At 33.9% G+C, this 15,222-nt stretch carries 25 protein-coding genes; 24 read left to right on the top strand and 1 reads right to left on the bottom strand.

Translation table 11 applies throughout. The annotated features are described in order from the left end of the window. Positions 1-54 precede the first annotated feature (54 nt). From EJP82_RS17920 to EJP82_RS17835, 18 genes are all read left to right on the top strand, one after another. Positions 55-975 (top strand): TcaA NTF2-like domain-containing protein, encoded by a 921-nt coding sequence (locus EJP82_RS17920; protein ID WP_127193443.1) that lies wholly within the window; start codon positions 55-57, stop codon positions 973-975. Between the two features lie 95 nt (positions 976-1,070). Then, complete coding sequence (locus tag EJP82_RS17915) at positions 1,071-1,457, top strand: nuclear transport factor 2 family protein (RefSeq protein ID WP_246054238.1); 387 nt, start codon at positions 1,071-1,073, stop codon at positions 1,455-1,457. Between the two features lie 96 nt (positions 1,458-1,553). Next, entirely contained in the window at positions 1,554-2,174 is a 621-nt protein-coding gene (locus tag EJP82_RS17910; RefSeq protein ID WP_127193441.1) for a CPBP family intramembrane glutamic endopeptidase, read from the top strand. Between the two features lie 39 nt (positions 2,175-2,213). Beyond that, positions 2,214-3,002 (top strand): alpha/beta fold hydrolase, encoded by a 789-nt coding sequence (locus EJP82_RS17905; protein ID WP_211350175.1) that lies wholly within the window; start codon positions 2,214-2,216, stop codon positions 3,000-3,002. Positions 3,003-3,123: 121 nt separating this feature from the next. After that, positions 3,124-3,840 carry a hypothetical protein gene (locus EJP82_RS17900; protein ID WP_127193440.1) on the top strand — a complete coding sequence of 239 codons (717 nt, stop codon included), beginning with the start codon at positions 3,124-3,126 and terminating at the stop codon, positions 3,838-3,840. 9 nt (positions 3,841-3,849) lie between these two features. Beyond that, positions 3,850-4,215, top strand: coding sequence for a DUF3139 domain-containing protein (locus tag EJP82_RS17895; protein ID WP_127193439.1), 366 nt, complete (start codon positions 3,850-3,852; stop codon positions 4,213-4,215). Positions 4,216-4,288: 73 nt separating this feature from the next. After that, positions 4,289-4,756, top strand: coding sequence for a GNAT family N-acetyltransferase (locus EJP82_RS17890; protein WP_127193438.1), 468 nt, complete (start codon positions 4,289-4,291; stop codon positions 4,754-4,756). 61 nt (positions 4,757-4,817) lie between these two features. After that, entirely contained in the window at positions 4,818-5,600 is a 783-nt protein-coding gene (locus tag EJP82_RS17885) for a DUF695 domain-containing protein (RefSeq protein ID WP_127193437.1), read from the top strand. Positions 5,601-5,650: 50 nt separating this feature from the next. Then, positions 5,651-6,049: a nuclear transport factor 2 family protein gene (locus EJP82_RS17880; protein ID WP_127193436.1), complete on the top strand. Its 399-nt coding sequence runs from the start codon at positions 5,651-5,653 to the stop codon at positions 6,047-6,049. Between the two features lie 10 nt (positions 6,050-6,059). Beyond that, positions 6,060-6,767 carry an AAA family ATPase gene (locus tag EJP82_RS17875; RefSeq protein WP_127193435.1) on the top strand — a complete coding sequence of 236 codons (708 nt, stop codon included), beginning with the start codon at positions 6,060-6,062 and terminating at the stop codon, positions 6,765-6,767. Positions 6,768-6,831: 64 nt separating this feature from the next. Beyond that, positions 6,832-6,975, top strand: a complete 144-nt coding sequence (locus tag EJP82_RS17870; protein WP_281278204.1) for a helix-turn-helix domain-containing protein — start codon at positions 6,832-6,834, stop codon at positions 6,973-6,975. 124 nt (positions 6,976-7,099) lie between these two features. Then, positions 7,100-7,495 carry a GNAT family N-acetyltransferase gene (locus tag EJP82_RS17865; protein ID WP_127193433.1) on the top strand — a complete coding sequence of 132 codons (396 nt, stop codon included), beginning with the start codon at positions 7,100-7,102 and terminating at the stop codon, positions 7,493-7,495. A 16-nt stretch (positions 7,496-7,511) separates the two neighbouring features. Further along, a complete protein-coding gene (locus EJP82_RS17860; protein WP_127193432.1) occupies positions 7,512-8,054 on the top strand; it encodes a P-loop nucleotide/nucleoside kinase family protein in 543 nt (180 codons plus the stop codon). Between the two features lie 37 nt (positions 8,055-8,091). Next, positions 8,092-8,292, top strand: a complete 201-nt coding sequence (locus EJP82_RS17855; protein WP_127193431.1) for a hypothetical protein — start codon at positions 8,092-8,094, stop codon at positions 8,290-8,292. A 49-nt stretch (positions 8,293-8,341) separates the two neighbouring features. Next, positions 8,342-8,953 (top strand): uracil-DNA glycosylase family protein, encoded by a 612-nt coding sequence (locus tag EJP82_RS28480; RefSeq protein ID WP_246054233.1) that lies wholly within the window; start codon positions 8,342-8,344, stop codon positions 8,951-8,953. 18 nt (positions 8,954-8,971) lie between these two features. Beyond that, positions 8,972-9,379: a hypothetical protein gene (locus EJP82_RS17845; RefSeq protein WP_127193430.1), complete on the top strand. Its 408-nt coding sequence runs from the start codon at positions 8,972-8,974 to the stop codon at positions 9,377-9,379. A gap of 19 nt (positions 9,380-9,398) precedes the next feature. Then, positions 9,399-9,971 carry a DJ-1/PfpI family protein gene (locus EJP82_RS17840; protein ID WP_127193429.1) on the top strand — a complete coding sequence of 191 codons (573 nt, stop codon included), beginning with the start codon at positions 9,399-9,401 and terminating at the stop codon, positions 9,969-9,971. A 21-nt stretch (positions 9,972-9,992) separates the two neighbouring features. Then, complete coding sequence (locus tag EJP82_RS17835) at positions 9,993-10,466, top strand: GNAT family N-acetyltransferase (protein WP_127193428.1); 474 nt, start codon at positions 9,993-9,995, stop codon at positions 10,464-10,466. 114 nt (positions 10,467-10,580) lie between these two features. Here EJP82_RS17835 and EJP82_RS17830 read toward each other — a convergent pair whose 3' ends face one another. After that, positions 10,581-11,036, bottom strand: a complete 456-nt coding sequence (locus EJP82_RS17830; RefSeq protein ID WP_127193427.1) for an AraC family transcriptional regulator — start codon at positions 11,034-11,036, stop codon at positions 10,581-10,583. A gap of 259 nt (positions 11,037-11,295) precedes the next feature. Here EJP82_RS17830 and EJP82_RS17825 point away from each other — a divergent pair, with 259 nt between their 5' ends. From EJP82_RS17825 to EJP82_RS17800, 6 genes are all read left to right on the top strand, one after another. After that, positions 11,296-11,796: a DinB family protein gene (locus EJP82_RS17825; RefSeq protein WP_127193426.1), complete on the top strand. Its 501-nt coding sequence runs from the start codon at positions 11,296-11,298 to the stop codon at positions 11,794-11,796. Beyond that, the gene (locus EJP82_RS17820; protein WP_170220223.1) at positions 11,789-12,337 is read left to right on the top strand and encodes a GNAT family N-acetyltransferase; all 549 of its coding nucleotides are present in this window, start codon (positions 11,789-11,791) and stop codon (positions 12,335-12,337) included. The genes EJP82_RS17825 and EJP82_RS17820 overlap by 8 nt, the downstream gene beginning before the upstream one ends. Positions 12,338-12,468: 131 nt before the next feature. Further along, on the top strand, positions 12,469-12,981 hold the full coding sequence (locus EJP82_RS17815; RefSeq protein WP_127193424.1) for a DUF6886 family protein: 513 nt from the start codon (positions 12,469-12,471) through the stop codon (positions 12,979-12,981). A gap of 79 nt (positions 12,982-13,060) precedes the next feature. Then, positions 13,061-13,603, top strand: coding sequence for a GNAT family N-acetyltransferase (locus EJP82_RS17810; RefSeq protein ID WP_127193423.1), 543 nt, complete (start codon positions 13,061-13,063; stop codon positions 13,601-13,603). Between the two features lie 85 nt (positions 13,604-13,688). Then, a complete protein-coding gene (locus EJP82_RS17805; protein WP_127193493.1) occupies positions 13,689-14,669 on the top strand; it encodes an aldo/keto reductase in 981 nt (326 codons plus the stop codon). A gap of 70 nt (positions 14,670-14,739) precedes the next feature. Beyond that, positions 14,740-15,126: a MerR family transcriptional regulator gene (locus EJP82_RS17800; protein WP_127193422.1), complete on the top strand. Its 387-nt coding sequence runs from the start codon at positions 14,740-14,742 to the stop codon at positions 15,124-15,126. Positions 15,127-15,222: the final 96 nt, after the last annotated feature.

Raw genomic sequence — 15,222 nt, 5'->3', positions numbered from 1 at the left:
ATTCGTGAATACAGAAACGTTATCAGAAACCGCAGATAAATCGGAGGAACTTGGGTGAAGAAGATTTTTGTTTTGATTGTAGCTTTTTTCATACTAACCGCTTGTACTAATGAGAACTTTAGTTATAAAGAAAACAAGACTAATGTTGTTAACAAAACCGATAAGCCAATAGAAACTGAAATAACTTTTGTTGAAAGAAAACTTGATGATACTATGGGGGGAATAAGCAAATTAATCAAAGAATATGAAATCAATCTAATTAAAGCTATAAATGAAGGTGAATTTTCATATGTAGAACCTAATCTTTTTCCCAATAGTAACCTGTTTGTATCGCAAAAGAAGCTAGTAAGTAACTTATTTACTAGAGAGATTACTGAGGAGTTCCAAAATTCAGATATATATTGGACTTATTATATTGATACTAATAAATTTGATGTTGAAGTTACTGAGTTAATTAAAATTAATTATCCAGGCAAGGATGGAGTGGTTAAGGAATTTCATTGGATATATTCGGTAGAGAAGGTTGGAGAGTCCTCTTATGTATTAAGTGATATTAGGGAATGGGCTAATTTTGAGCAAGATATTGAACAGCGTATGGGTGCAGTCAAAGTGGATGGTTACTATGTAGATGAACTCCTTGAATCTTACCCAAAAACTCTAGAAGAATGCTTAAATACTTTAGATATAACTGAAATCAAGAGAATATCAGCGAATGAAACTGTATTAGATAAACAAAAAGCCTTAATGACAAGTCTATTAGTTAATAGGTCCAATTTTTCTGTCCAAATGAGCATAGTAGATTATGGAGAAGTGGACTATATTGATATTGTGGAATTAATAATAACTTACACCAGTAAGGATTATAAGCAAGAAACATTTAGAGGCAAATACCAATTAGAGATTGATGAGATTAGAGATGCAGTAACATATGATGGTTATGCTGAGATTAAAGATATAAAGGAAATAAATATTTGAGGATTATATTAATCATATGTTGCATCATCTAGCACAAATTAGAAGCTAGCGTTTCGGTAGGTCGCAGAAAGGATTATTTCTATTAATTCTGGGGAGTGGTTACTTTGAATCGAAATCAAGCATCCATAATAATTAGTGAATATTTCGAATCATGGATTAAGAAAGACATTGAAATGTTTAGTAGGGCTGTACATGATGCAGCTATTATAAGGGAATGTACTGGTGCGGTCATGGAAGGAAAGAATGAGTTATTAATCTGGTTTGCTCAATGGAATGACAGTGACAATAAGGTTGATTACTGGGAAATCAAAGAAATTGGGTTTGATGAAGTACGTAATGTAGCTTTTGTGGAATGGAGATTCAAGTGCTTATATGATGGGAAAGAATACGAATGGGATGGGTCTAGCATAGTTTATTTCAAAGAATCATTAATTATTGAATTAAATGAGTATGAAATGAAACAAGATAAATTCTTTCCATAGCGTAGAAACCTTAGATGAACCCATCCACAAATCAATTAATAAATAATCTAAAGGGGTCTCATCACAATCATATTCGGGGGGGATATAGGGGGCGCTATGTACATAGCCTTGTGTTTGTCATTATTACTGACTTTTTCATATAAGATAGTCGAAGTCATTATAAAGAGATTTTCAGCTAACCTGGTAAGATACAGTTTATATTTCTGGGCTGTTGGCATTTTGATATTAGTACCTTTTTTTAAGTGGAATTATATAATTAATTCGCCAAGTAACATAATAAAAGTAATGCCAGTCTTCTTAATTCTTCTTATTGCCAATTGTATAGCGTCGCGATATTCGGGATATAATCCAGTCGGTAAATTCAACACAATTAATTTTATCATTGTATGGCCAGTTATTGAAGAAATTGTTTTTAGGGGGTTAATCCTTCCCTACCTAAACCAATATTTAGCTACCGGGCAGATATTTGAATTTATTTTTTTACCAGTGTCATATACGGTGATTATCTCTGCATTATTATTCGCAATTTGTCATCTGCAATATTATAAGTTATCGCGACAAAGTACAAGATTTATGGTTTTTGCTTTTGTTGGAGGAATTACATTTGGAGGCCTTGCAGATATAACACATTCGATTCTGTTAACATGTGTGCTACATATTGAATTTAATTTTTTGGCTGTCTACTTCGCGAAAAAGTCCTTGAGAAACCGTTCTTAGTGTGTCAAATCATGGATGAATTAAACTAGAGGAGAAATCATGATGTATACAAGAAAAATTGATGAGATTAACGGAAGAACTCTATCTTATTTGGACTTTGCAGGTTCTGGATTTCCATTGGTAGCTCTTCACGGTCATTTTGGAAGAAATACTATGTTTAGTGGCTTGTCGGAAGCGCTAGGTTCTGAATGGAGAGTAATAGCGATTGATCAACAAGGACATGGTTGGAGCGATCCATCCGGAGATTATAGTAGATCTTCCTATATTCAAGATACGGTTCAACTTATAACTAAGTTAGACATTGGTCCTGTTGTTTTATATGGACATTCTCTTGGCGGAGTGAATGCTTATCAGATTGCTGCTCAATATCCTGAGTTAGTGAAAGCAATCATTATTGAGGACATAGGTGCTGTTGCAAATGATGATTTATCCTTTATATTAGAATGGCCTGAACGCTTTCCAACTGTACGTTCCTTTAGGGATTTTCTTAAAGCAAAAGGTTTTAAGGATGATACATATTTTCTTGAGAGTTTAACAGAATATTCGGATGGTTGGGCATTAAGATTCAAGTATCAAGATATGGTACTCTCACAACAATTACTTAATGGAGATCACTGGGATGATTGGTTATCCTCTAAATGTCCAGCTCTGCTACTACATGGTCATAAAACATGGGTAATGACTACAGAGCATGCTAGAGAAATGGCAACACGAAGACCGAACACCGAATTGATTGAGTTTCCTGAAAGTGGACATACGATACGTGACGATGATCCTATAGGTCTTTATCAAGCTGTGAAATTATTTCTAAACACCCTTACCTTCTAGAAATTTAATGACAAGAGACGAGGGAAATATGATTTAAAAAAAAGTAGCTATTTATACAGGTATAGTAATCATTTTGCTTTTAATTTGTATCAATGGATACAGGACAATACGGAATCAAGAATTGTTTGAAAGTAGAAATGGAGATAACGTAGAATTTTTATCCAATACATATTTTTATGAACTTGATGACTTATATGAGCGAGTAAAATCAGAAAATGAAAAATGGTATATTTTTGATGGTTCAAATAGAGTTGCAGCCAAAGCAGTAATAACTAAGATGATGAAGGATTTAGAAAGTAACCCTAGTATTTTAAAAAATCATGAAAACGATAATCTTTATTTTGAAACATTTGATAAAAATATTAGAAAATTAAATAGTATTACAGAGGAAATACATTATTTTAGAAACACATTGAACTCATATAGTGATGCACCTACAAGTTTAGATGAAATGATAACCTTGACCTCTGAACATAAATGGAAGTTATTCAGTGCAAAATTCCATAGATATAATTATGAGGGAGTTAACGCGGCATTAAATGTTAAATTTATCTCAGCAGATGGTAGGTTTGAGGCTGTATATAATACAGAGACAGAAGAAATTGTCACGGATCCCGTTAACATGGGAACATATAATTACGCCCCCGGTTCAATGAATCCCAAAAAATATTATAAGCATTATTTTTTTGATTTAGTACCATGGAAAAAGTGGGGTAATGTTGAGGGAGTTTCATATAAGGATATTATGAGCTTAGCATCCAAACATGGTTCAGTAGAACAGAAGAATAATACAAAGAAAATCGAAAAATGGATAGAGGAAAAAATCGAATTGAAGTAACTAAAAGGAATGATGATTATAAAGAACAAGAAAGTAAGGATTATAGTAATCATAATGGCTCTCCTAGTAGCTTTATTAATAGTAACGCCCGTTATTTACGTACAAATGAACAAAAATATATATGCAAATAGAGTTACTGACTATCTATTAGAAGAACAGAATTATAGTAGAGCAGAAATAGAATCCGTTAAAGGAGTATGGGGTATTAAGCTGCCAGCATTTTATACGATCGTTACTTTTAAAGATGAGCCCTATGTGGAGTATGTATATTTTGCACATAATGAAGTATTGCAGTTTAGTTATATATTGAATGAAGAAGGCCTGGAAGAAGGTATTATAGAATCTGATTTGAAACATTACGATCCATTTGAGTAGATATATAAGAATAAAATTTCTTTGAGAATATATTTGAAAATTTAAGTGATTTGAAGGGGAGTAGAGCTAATTCATGAATATTAAGATAAACCCTCTCTCATCCAATGAGATTGATTCAGTTATACAACTTATTAAGGAATCGTTCGATACACAAGTATCTCCTTGGTATACTCCTGAAGGTGTTCAAGAATTTTATAAATACATAGATTTAAAGGCTTTTAAGGGAAGGCAATTTAAAGATCATGCGGTTTATGCTGCATATATGAATGATAGTTTAGTTGGAGTAATTGAAATAAGAAATAATAATCATATATCTATGTTGTTTATTAATAATGACTATAGAGGACACGGTGTCGGTACAACCCTGATTAAGTATATAGTCAATATCTTGCGGGTTCAGGATATCAGAATAATTACGGTAAACTCTTCACCCAATTCAGTGGATTTCTATAAAAATATGGGATTCAGCTATATTGAGGAAGAGAAGACTATAAATGGCGTTATATTTATACAAATGAAATTAGAGATTAATACACATTAAGTGAGTGAGAGATAAACAGACGTCATGAAGACGTCAATATATATATTAAGGCGGTGCAGAAATGTCAGACAATTGGAATACTTACTTTACATCCATCGACGATAAGCCAGCTTCAATCTTGTTGGATTTGGAGCCTTGGGTAAATAGATCAGATGAGATGTTGATCCATCTGTATCGGCTCAGTGTCACATTAAATGAACCAAATGAAAATGGACTTACTTCGAATATGGAAGCATCAATTTTGTATGATATAGAGGATTCAATCCATGATTCGTTAGATAGTAATTATATGTTTGTTGGAAGGATCACCACAGATGGTAAGAGAGATTTCTTTTACTATACGGATCATGTAGATGGAAGCAAATTAGAGAATATTGCCGAAAAGTTTCTTGAAAATTATAAGTACAGCATTAACTGCATTGAAGAACAGAAGCCAAGAGCCTTCTATCATGAGTTTCTATATCCAAATAAATCCGAATGGCATCGAATGGGTAACAGAGAGTTGGTAGATAAACTTATTGAGCTTGGAGACAATTTAGAAAAATCGCGATCAGTGAATCATTGGATCTATTTCAGTTCAGAAGAGTCATGTAATTATTTCAAAGAGAAAGTTCAAAAAGACAGATTTCAAATCGAAGATCAGGTTATTCAAGATGATAAGTACTCATTAAGAATTTCTAGAAATGACTTTGTTCAACTTCATGCCATCAATGAAGTAACCGATTATTTAGTAAGTGTGGCACAACAATTTCATGGAGATTATGATGGCTGGGAAACTCAAGTAATAAAAGAACAGGAAGGTTTTTCGAATAGGTTGAAAAGACTTCTTAAGTCGAAAAAATAGCCTAGTAGTCTATATCTTCGTATTAGATTCTTATGATGCCTGAGAGGAGAATGGTTGTGTTCGAAGAAGAAATCAATAATATTATTCAAGAATATATTAGTGCCTATAATTCATTTGATGTTGAGGGTATCGTAAATTTATTAAATAAAGATATTGAGTTTAGAAATATATCAAACGGCGATATTAATACAGAGACAAAGGGCATTCAAGAGTTTAGAGATTTGGCAGTGAAATCAGCAGAGATATTCTCAAGTCGTTGTCAAACGATTATTGATTGCGAGTTCTACGATGATAGAGTTGAAGTTGAAATTGATTATGAAGGAATATTGGCAATGGACCTTCCTAATAATCTAAAAGCTGGAGATAAGATTCGGTTAAAAGGAAAATCAATATTTAAAATCAAAGAGGGAAAAATATCAGTAATTGAAGACTATAGTTACGACGAATAGGAGCACAGATATGTACCTTAGAAGTGTAGAATTACTAATTGAAAAAAATGAAAATCTTGATCAGTATCCTTTTAATATTCCAACGATAAATTCATTGAACAAATTGGAATTCAGGAACAACGTTACTTTTTTTGTTGGTGAAAATGGATCGGGTAAATCTACAATACTTGAAGGTATTGCTCATCAATGTGGGTTTAATACTGCCGGGGGCGGAAGGAATAATTTTTATGAGATTAATGCTGCTGGCTCTTCATTAGGAGAATATTTGCGACTATCTTGGTTACCCAAAATCTCTAATGGTTTCTTTATGAGATCCGAATCATTTTACCAATTCGCGTCTCATATTGATAGCATTGGTGCCCATGAGCATTATGGTGGACGTTCATTGCATGAACAATCTCACGGGGAGTCATTTCTAAATCTGTTTGTGAACAGATTTAATCGAAAAGGGCTGTATTTACTCGATGAGCCTGAAGCTGCATTATCTCCAGCTAGGCAACTATCTTTATTGCGCATTATTCGTGATCTTGCTGATACATCTCAATTTATTATCGCTACTCATTCTCCCATTATCTTAGGTTATCCGGGAGGACAGATATTGAGTTTTGATAATGGAGGAATAGCAGAAATTGCTTATGAAGATACAGATCATTATCAAATAACTAAAAGCTTTCTGGAAAACCGAAATGGAATGTTGAAAGAACTATTTAAGGACTAATTGGAGCATTTCTTAGAAATGAGGAACGTTCTTTATTTTTGTCTAAAACAATGAGAGAGTTGGAATAACGATGGCGAATCTTTCTATTTTGAAGAATGGCAAGGCAAAGGCGATTCGATTATCCACTTTAGAGGCGATTTGTAAGGCTTTAGAATGTCAGCCTGGAGATGTTTTAGAATACCAAAGTGACGAAGACACGCAAGAATAATGAATTATGGAGTAGCTGGGTTTTGTATTATAATGGAATAAGCTCAACAACAAATGACCCAGCCTACGATAAGAGCTATCTAAGGCTGGGTCATTTTCATGAATAAACTGAAGGAGCAATATAAATGATAATTTATTCAGAAGAAAAAGAACAACGTGCAAGAGATGTTGCTGAAGTCTTTAAGAACTCGGGAATCAAAAGACCATTTGATGACTATGAGAGAATACAAAAAATGATAGATAACTCAGATGTTATGATTACCGCTTGGTTTGATGGAAAGATGATTGGCGTAGCAAGAGCAATAACTGATTTTTCATATTGCTGTTATTTATCTGATCTTGCAGTAGATAAAAGATACCAAAAGCATGGAATCGGAACTGAATTAGTAAAACGTATACAATCTATAGTTGGTGATGAATGTTCTATGGTACTGCTTTCTGCTCCAGGAGCAGTTGAGTATTATCCACGATTAGGGTTTGAAAATTCGGATAAAGCATTTGTGATTAAAAGAAAGAAGTAATGAAGGAGGAATATGGATGAGGGAAAGTTTTAATATAAATGATTTAATCTGTCGAACAGACGTTACAGCCCCATTGATAGTAATGATGTGTGGTGTGGCAGGGTCAGGCAAAACAACATTTGCTCAGCGTTTAGAAAAGGTGGGCTTTGTACGTCTCTCCATTGATGAAGAGATATGGGCTACTAATGGTCGATATGGGATTGATTATCCAATTGAAATGTATGAGCAGCTTAAAGTAAACGCAGAATTAAAGTTACGTAATCAATTAGTGATTTTAGTGGAGGAAAAGCGCAACGTAGTCATTGATTTTAGTTTTTGGCAACAGAAGAGAAGGAATGAATATAAGAAGCTTATTGAAGATGTTGGTGGAGAGTGGAAACTTATTTATTTGAAAGTCCATCCGAGTGATTTACGTGAACGACTTCGAGTACGGAGCCAGCGATTTGATGCAAATGCTGCATTTACAATTACAGATGAAATATTAAATTCATTCCTACATGGTTTTGAAGTACCTTCAGGAGAAGGGGAAATTGTGATAGAAGATAAGGAACAAACATAAGGGAACAATAGTGTAAGGCGAATGGAGTGAATTACCGTTGGATATGGATGAAATATTAAAATCAAAAATCGGGGAAATATTTACGCTATCTACTGGTGAAAGAGTGAGGGTAGTTAATGGATTTTCTTGTTATGAAGCAGATTATCTCGAAATTATGAATATTGGAGATGCTTCTGAAAAAGTCTATAGAATAAACATAACAGACATGAGGATACTTAAAAGTCCTGACTTTAAATGAGTGTAAGTTTTAGCGTTAAATGAAGAAAACAAAATAGGGAGGTATTACAATGTCCATTAGTGAATGTATGATATGTGAAAAAAATTGCAATGATGTGCAGCAAGAAGCTTATCTGCCAACGGTAAGTATTTCAAATGAGCAGGTTAAAGTAATCATGGTATCTGAAGCATTGCCTAAGAATTTGGACGACTATTTTTATACTAATGAAGAAGCCTCTTTTTTCAGGACGACTCAGCAAGCTCTAGCGGATTCTGGGTATAACATAAATTCTCTCGACGACCTTAAAGATATGGGAATATATCTAACAACAGCAATTAAATGCAGTAAGAAAGATTATTTAGTTTCCGCTACTACAATCAAGAATTGTAGTCTGGTGTTAGAAAGAGAGATTGAGCCATTTATTAATGCTAAATCTATAATGTGTATGGGGGATTTCGCGATTAAATCAATGAATTACATATATAAGAGAAAGCATGGTGTCAAAGTTATACCAAGTGGATCCACATATAAAATCAGAAACCAAGAGTATATATATAACAATATTAGATTTTATCCGTCATACACACAGACTGGAGATAGTTTTAATATCGAGAAGAGTAAGAGATACATGATAGCTGAAGACATTAAGAATGCTTTTGAATATGCAGGAATTATTAAATAATCGAACTTAGGTGAATAAATGAATATCATTTCAAAAAAGATGATAACTACAATCGCTTTAGGAATAGTAACAATCGTATTCCTGTGTTTTGGTTTAATTACTTTTTATATGAAGTCTTATTTACCCGAATTGCCTTTTGAAGGTATGACGAAAAAACAGGTATATGAAAAAATCACCAATAACAATTCAATAATATATCTGACTAACAGTAAAGGATACAATTGGTATATTTATCAAGGCAATCAAAAGGATGGACGAAATGAAATAATAAAACGATTTAACACATTAGGAATAGTATTTAAAGAACAACTGGGGGCAGGTATTATATTCACTAGCAATAATAACAAAGACGAGATAATTGTCGAATCAGAGATGTGGACAGGTAAATATATTATTTTTCAAGTACCAGATGCAGTGAAATTCTAGAGATTTTGGGGGTGGTTGAATGGGGAAGATAATTTGTTTTATATCAGAGGATTTTGCTGATTTTGAGATTACCTTAGCATTTCATAAAATTAAGAATATTGGGAAAAAGGAAATATTCTCAATGGGATATAATTATGAATCTGTAATTAGCGAATCTGGTCTGTATTATAAACCCAATTTGACTGTTAATGAAGCAATGGAACTTGAAGATATTGAGGGACTTATTATCCCTGGCGGACCGATTCGAAACCAGCAGAAAGAATTAACTGAACTTATTATTAAACTTGATCAAGAAGAGAAGATGCTAGCTGCAATATGTCATGGACCACAATATCTGGCAAGATCAGGTATATTAAATAGGAGGAATTTCACCACATCTTGCTCTATAGAAAGAATAAAAGAATTAGATGTTGAAGATCCGTTTCCACGTGAGAATTTCATAGATCAGCGAGTAGTTAGAGACGAACATGTGATTACTGCCAAGGGACGTGCTTTTGTTGATTTTTCCTTTGAAATTTTCGATTATCTAGACATTTATCAAGGCGAGCATCGAGATAAAGAGCAATTATTTAAAGATATAATGGACAGATAATTAAGAACAAAGAGGTGAACTATGAGCGAAGTTAAAATCACACCATTCGATTCAAAAGGATTATTACAATTGAAGGATTTAGATTGTTTTCCGTTGCCCATTGAAAGAGATTCAATATATATTATGTTTTATAGATTTTTCAGAAACACCTGTAGACTTGCTTACATTAATGAAGAATTAGTTGGATTTGTATTAGGAGTGGTTGACCAGACTGAGCAAAGTCACGTATACATTCACTATTTATTTGTTAAAGAGGAACATAGAGGGCAACATATTGGTATAGGACTTATGAATGAATTAATTCATTATTTAAGAAATAATAATTATTCTAAAGTTACCTTAATGACAGGAAAAGATAATGAAATTAACAAACGTTTCTATTCGAGACTTGGATTTAAATTGGAAAATGAAATAAATGAAGAGCTGGAAAAAGACCTTGTTATTAATTACATATTGAAAGACAAAAAAATGCTATTCTTTAGACTGGATTTATAGAAGATCAGAAAACCATTTTTTGAGAAGGATCTCGAGTTTTACAAAAATAATTTTATAAGCAACAAAACAGGTTTTATCCTGTTTTGTTGCTTTTTATATTGAGCGTTAATTAAACTATACCGGTTGTATGGGTATACATATTTCACAATAATCGTTAAAAATCATGTCACCAATGTATCTTTCAAAAATGGCCTTGTTATCAATTTGGTACCCGTTATTTTTCAAATAAGGAAAAATCTCAGTCCATGCTTTTTGAATTTCTTCTGCTGTATGCTTGAGTTCACAAATAACATATTTTCCACCAGAAAGTTCGCTTTCGTAAATTGAATCATCGATTTGAAAATCGTTTGAAATGACAATGCAAGCATCATATCGACAGTTTTCTGGAAGTGTTGTTTCCGGGTTATCTTGTGGAATTCCGAGTAGGATTGTCGATTCAGTAAGCAGGTTTTTCTCCTTTGCCCATTTTTTCAAATTTTCCATTGCTTGATTGTTCACAGGACCATATGGACCAACTTGTCGTACATATGCGATGCGATAATTAGGTAGAGTTTCGATGTTAATATTCATATTTTCATTTCCCTTCTGTATTAGAATATTCTTACATTTCGAATGCTAACATGGTATAAAAAAATAATCATATGTTTTTTTTGAATTCTCAAATGTCTACTAAACAATTTACGCCCTTGGCTCTATCTCTTGGCATACTCGCTAAGGCTAGGCTTATAGTGAGTTATAGTTCTTATTTGGAAGGTATTTCATTTCTAAGATGGAATAGAATATAGAGTCATGACGTACTGAAAACTAAACTATAGAAGGGGAGTTTTCGATGGAACTTCAAGAAATCAATCAAAAATTAAAAGAAACAAGAGACGAATTACTAGGAATTCTTAATGGATTACGCGAAGATCAATTTAATAAACGGAAAGACCCATACAGCTGGAGTGTTAGTCAGGTATGTCAACACATAAGTAAGACAGAAGAATTATATGTCGTAGCAATAAAGAGAGGATTAAAGAGCAAAGAAGATTCGTTTATAAAGAACAAAGCATTAGAATTTCTACTTGATAGAAGTAAAAAGTTAGAAGCTCCAGACATTGTTAAACCAACTGATGAAATTTTAAAATCTCAAGAAATCATTGATAAATTAAATGATTCAAGAGAGAAGTTAAATGACCTATTAAACACAATAGAAGATCCATCCTTGCTGAGTAGAAGGCAATTTATACATCCAGTTTTTAAAGAGATGTTATTAATTGAATGGGTTAGATCACTGTACTTGCATGAACAAAGACATATTAAACAAATTAATGAAATTAAAAATGGATAAATTAACTGAAGACAAACTTAGGGAATTGCATATCAAACCTGAAATCACCGTTTATGATTACATGCATATAAAAACCGATCGTCATAGAAACATTGTTGGAAATACTGACTGCATAATAAAAAAAGCGATTAGCGATGATATTATGCTTGATGGCAGAAATGTCGATGTACTAGCAAATGAAGCGACAATGGGTAGGGATTTTGCGCAAAGACGAATACATCGTAAGTCTAAAGTATACCAAACGGATAATCTTCCGCTCGATTTATATGTTTGTTATCATAATGACTTACCTATCGGAAATTGCGAATTAATGGTCTTGCATAACATAGCCAAGATCGAAGATTTTGATATATTAGAAGAATATCAAAGGAAAGGTTTTGGTAGCACTATTATCAAATATTTACTAAAAATCGCAGAAGAGAACGATGTGAAAGATGTATATCTAATTACAGATAGTTCTGACACCGCTAAAGAGATGTATAAGAAATGTGGATTTGAAAAAATAGGAGTTAAAACAGAATTGTTTTTTGAATTGAAATAAATTCGAATAGAAGAAGGTACCGAAAGACAACAAATGGCCCATCCTAAGATAATTAAGGTTGGGTCGTTTCGTGAATTCACAAACGCTATACGTAATTCTTGACATCATATAAATTTTCGCGAGGTGTTTCAATGAAGCTGTTATATCACTTTAGTGAGGAATCTAATATTAAGTTGTTTAAACCAAGGGTTAAACATAACAGACAAGACATGCCCCCAGTAGTTTGGGCTATTGATCAAGAACATGAACATACTTTTTATTTTCCAAGGAATTGCCCAAGGATTGTATATAGAAGAAATGAAGGAATAAGTGCTGAAGATAATCTCAAATTTTTTGGGATAACTAATGCAGATACAGTTATTACTGTTGAAAACCACTGGTATGAAACAATAATGAATACAACGACGTATCGTTATTCAATGCCAGCAGAAAGCTTTAAATTATTCGATAAGACAGCTGGATATTACATAAGTGAACATGAAATCACGCCAACAGAAATAAAACCGATAAATAATTTACTTAAAAGACAAGTTGATTTGGGGATTGATGTAAGATTTACAACGAATCTAAGTCCATTGAGAGAAGCGTTAAGACATTCAACAGTTTCAGATTTTGGAATACATAGATTTGAGAATGGTATGTGAAATTCCTGAAATAAATAATTAATAGAAATACAATGTATCACTGACGCTTACTAAGAATATTTTCGAGGGGAGATTATGTATGAAAACGATACCGACAATTCAATTAGAAAGATTAATATTACGACCTTTCAGTTTAGAGGATGCCAAAGAAGTTCAAGAATTAGCAAGTGATAAATATATTGCAGAAACTACATTATATATCCCACATCCTTATGAGGATGGAATGGCAGAGAAATGGATAGAAACACATAGTGATAATTTTAATGAAGATAGATTGCTTGAATTAGCTATTGTACATAAAGAAGAAAAATATGTAATCGGTGCAATAAGCATGGGCTGTAATAAGAAGTTTGATCATGGGGAACTTGCCTATTGGATTGGGAGAAAGTATAAGAATAATGGATATTGTACTGAAGCAGCTAAAGGAATAGTAAGATATGCGTTTGGAGAAATGAAATTAAACCGTGTATTTGCACGTCATCTAGGGAAGAATTCTGCATCGGGTGCAGTTATGAAAAAACTAGGCATGAAGCATGAAGGAGTGTTAAGACAGCATGTTAAAAAATGGGGGGAATATGAGGACCTTGTGCATTATGGTCTTTTAAAGGATGAATTTAATTAAACATAATCGCTTGACTTGGAGTTAACTCCAAGTGGTAAGCTATTTATGAAGGAAACAATAACTAATGGAAAGTGAGAACAATCAAATGGAATATGTGAAACTTGGAAATACTGGCCTCGATGTATCTCGGCTTTGTCTTGGCTGTATGAGCTTTGGTGTAGCAGAGCGGTGGGTTCATCCGTGGGTCCTTGATGAAGATCACAGTCGTCCTATTATAAAAAAAGCACTGGAGCATGGAATTAATTTTTTTGATACGGCAAATGTGTATTCAGACGGAACAAGCGAGGAAATTGTTGGACGAGCACTAAAGGATTATGCTAATCGTGATGAAATTGTCCTTGCGACAAAGGTTCATTTCCGTATGCATCAAGGTCCCAATGGTGCTGGTCTTTCCAGAAAGGCAATCATGAGTGAAATTGATAAGAGTCTAAAGAGATTAGGAACAGATTATGTAGACCTTTATCAAATCCATCGCTGGGATTACAATACCCCTATTGAAGAAACAATGGAAGCATTGCATGATGTTGTGAAGGCTGGGAAAGCAAGATATATAGGTGCTTCTGCTATGTACGCATGGCAGTTCCAAAAAGCACTACATGTAGCTGAAAGAAACGGATGGACTCGGTTTGTATCGATGCAGAATCATTTGAACCTTATCTACCGAGAAGAGGAAAGGGAGATGCTACCTCTTTGTAAGGAAGAAAAAATCGGTGTAATTCCATATAGCCCGCTTGCTTCAGGAAGATTGACGCGTGATTGGTCAGAAACCACAAAGCGCTCCGAAACGGATCAAGTTCAGAAATCTAAATACGATGCAACTGCAAGTACGGATCGAGTGATTGTGGAGCGTGTTGCGGCCATTGCAGAACAACGTGGCGTTCCCCGCGCTCAAATCGCACTTGCTTGGTTATTGCAGAAAGAACCAGTAACTGCTCCTATTATCGGTGCTACGAAAATGTCTCACCTTGAAGATCCAGTAGCTGCTCTTACGATTGCCTTAACAGATGAAGAAATTACATCGCTGGAAGAGCCATATGTTCCCCACCCGGTAATGGGTGCAATCTGATAGAAGAAATGACAAGAACGCCCTAGCATTTTCAAGGGCGTTCTTGATTTGAATGGGGAGGGGAAACAACATGTTGATTGCAGAAGTAAGTAGAAAATTTGATCTTTCACAGGATACACTGCGTTATTATGAACGAATCGGACTTATACCACGAGTGAACCGAAATAAAAGCGGAATCAGGGATTATACGGAAGAAGACTGCCGGTGGGTTGATTTTATCAAATGCATGCGAGGAGTAGGTCTTCCAGTTGAAACTTTGATTGAATATGTTGGATTATTTCAACAGGGGAATGAAACCCTAGAGGCCAGAAAAGAACTCCTAATCGAGCAAAGAAAGCAGCTCTTAACCAGAATGGAAGATATGAAGAACGTATTGGAACGCTTAGAATATAAAATTTCTAGCTATGAACAGACAATAGGTGCAAAAGAAAAAACTCTAATTAGACAGCAAGATTAGTTTTGTGATTAACAGCGCGTATAAACCATTCACAACCCAGGTCTGGAGTAGTGTAATTGGGGGGCTATCGCCCCTTAGTTGTCAGATGTATAATCA

This window comes from Paenibacillus anaericanus (assembly GCF_003994475.1).
GTDB lineage: Bacteria > Bacillota > Bacilli > Paenibacillales > Paenibacillaceae > Fontibacillus > Fontibacillus anaericanus.
Note: the sequence above shows the minus strand (reverse complement) of the source record. Positions and strands in the feature narration are given on the sequence as shown.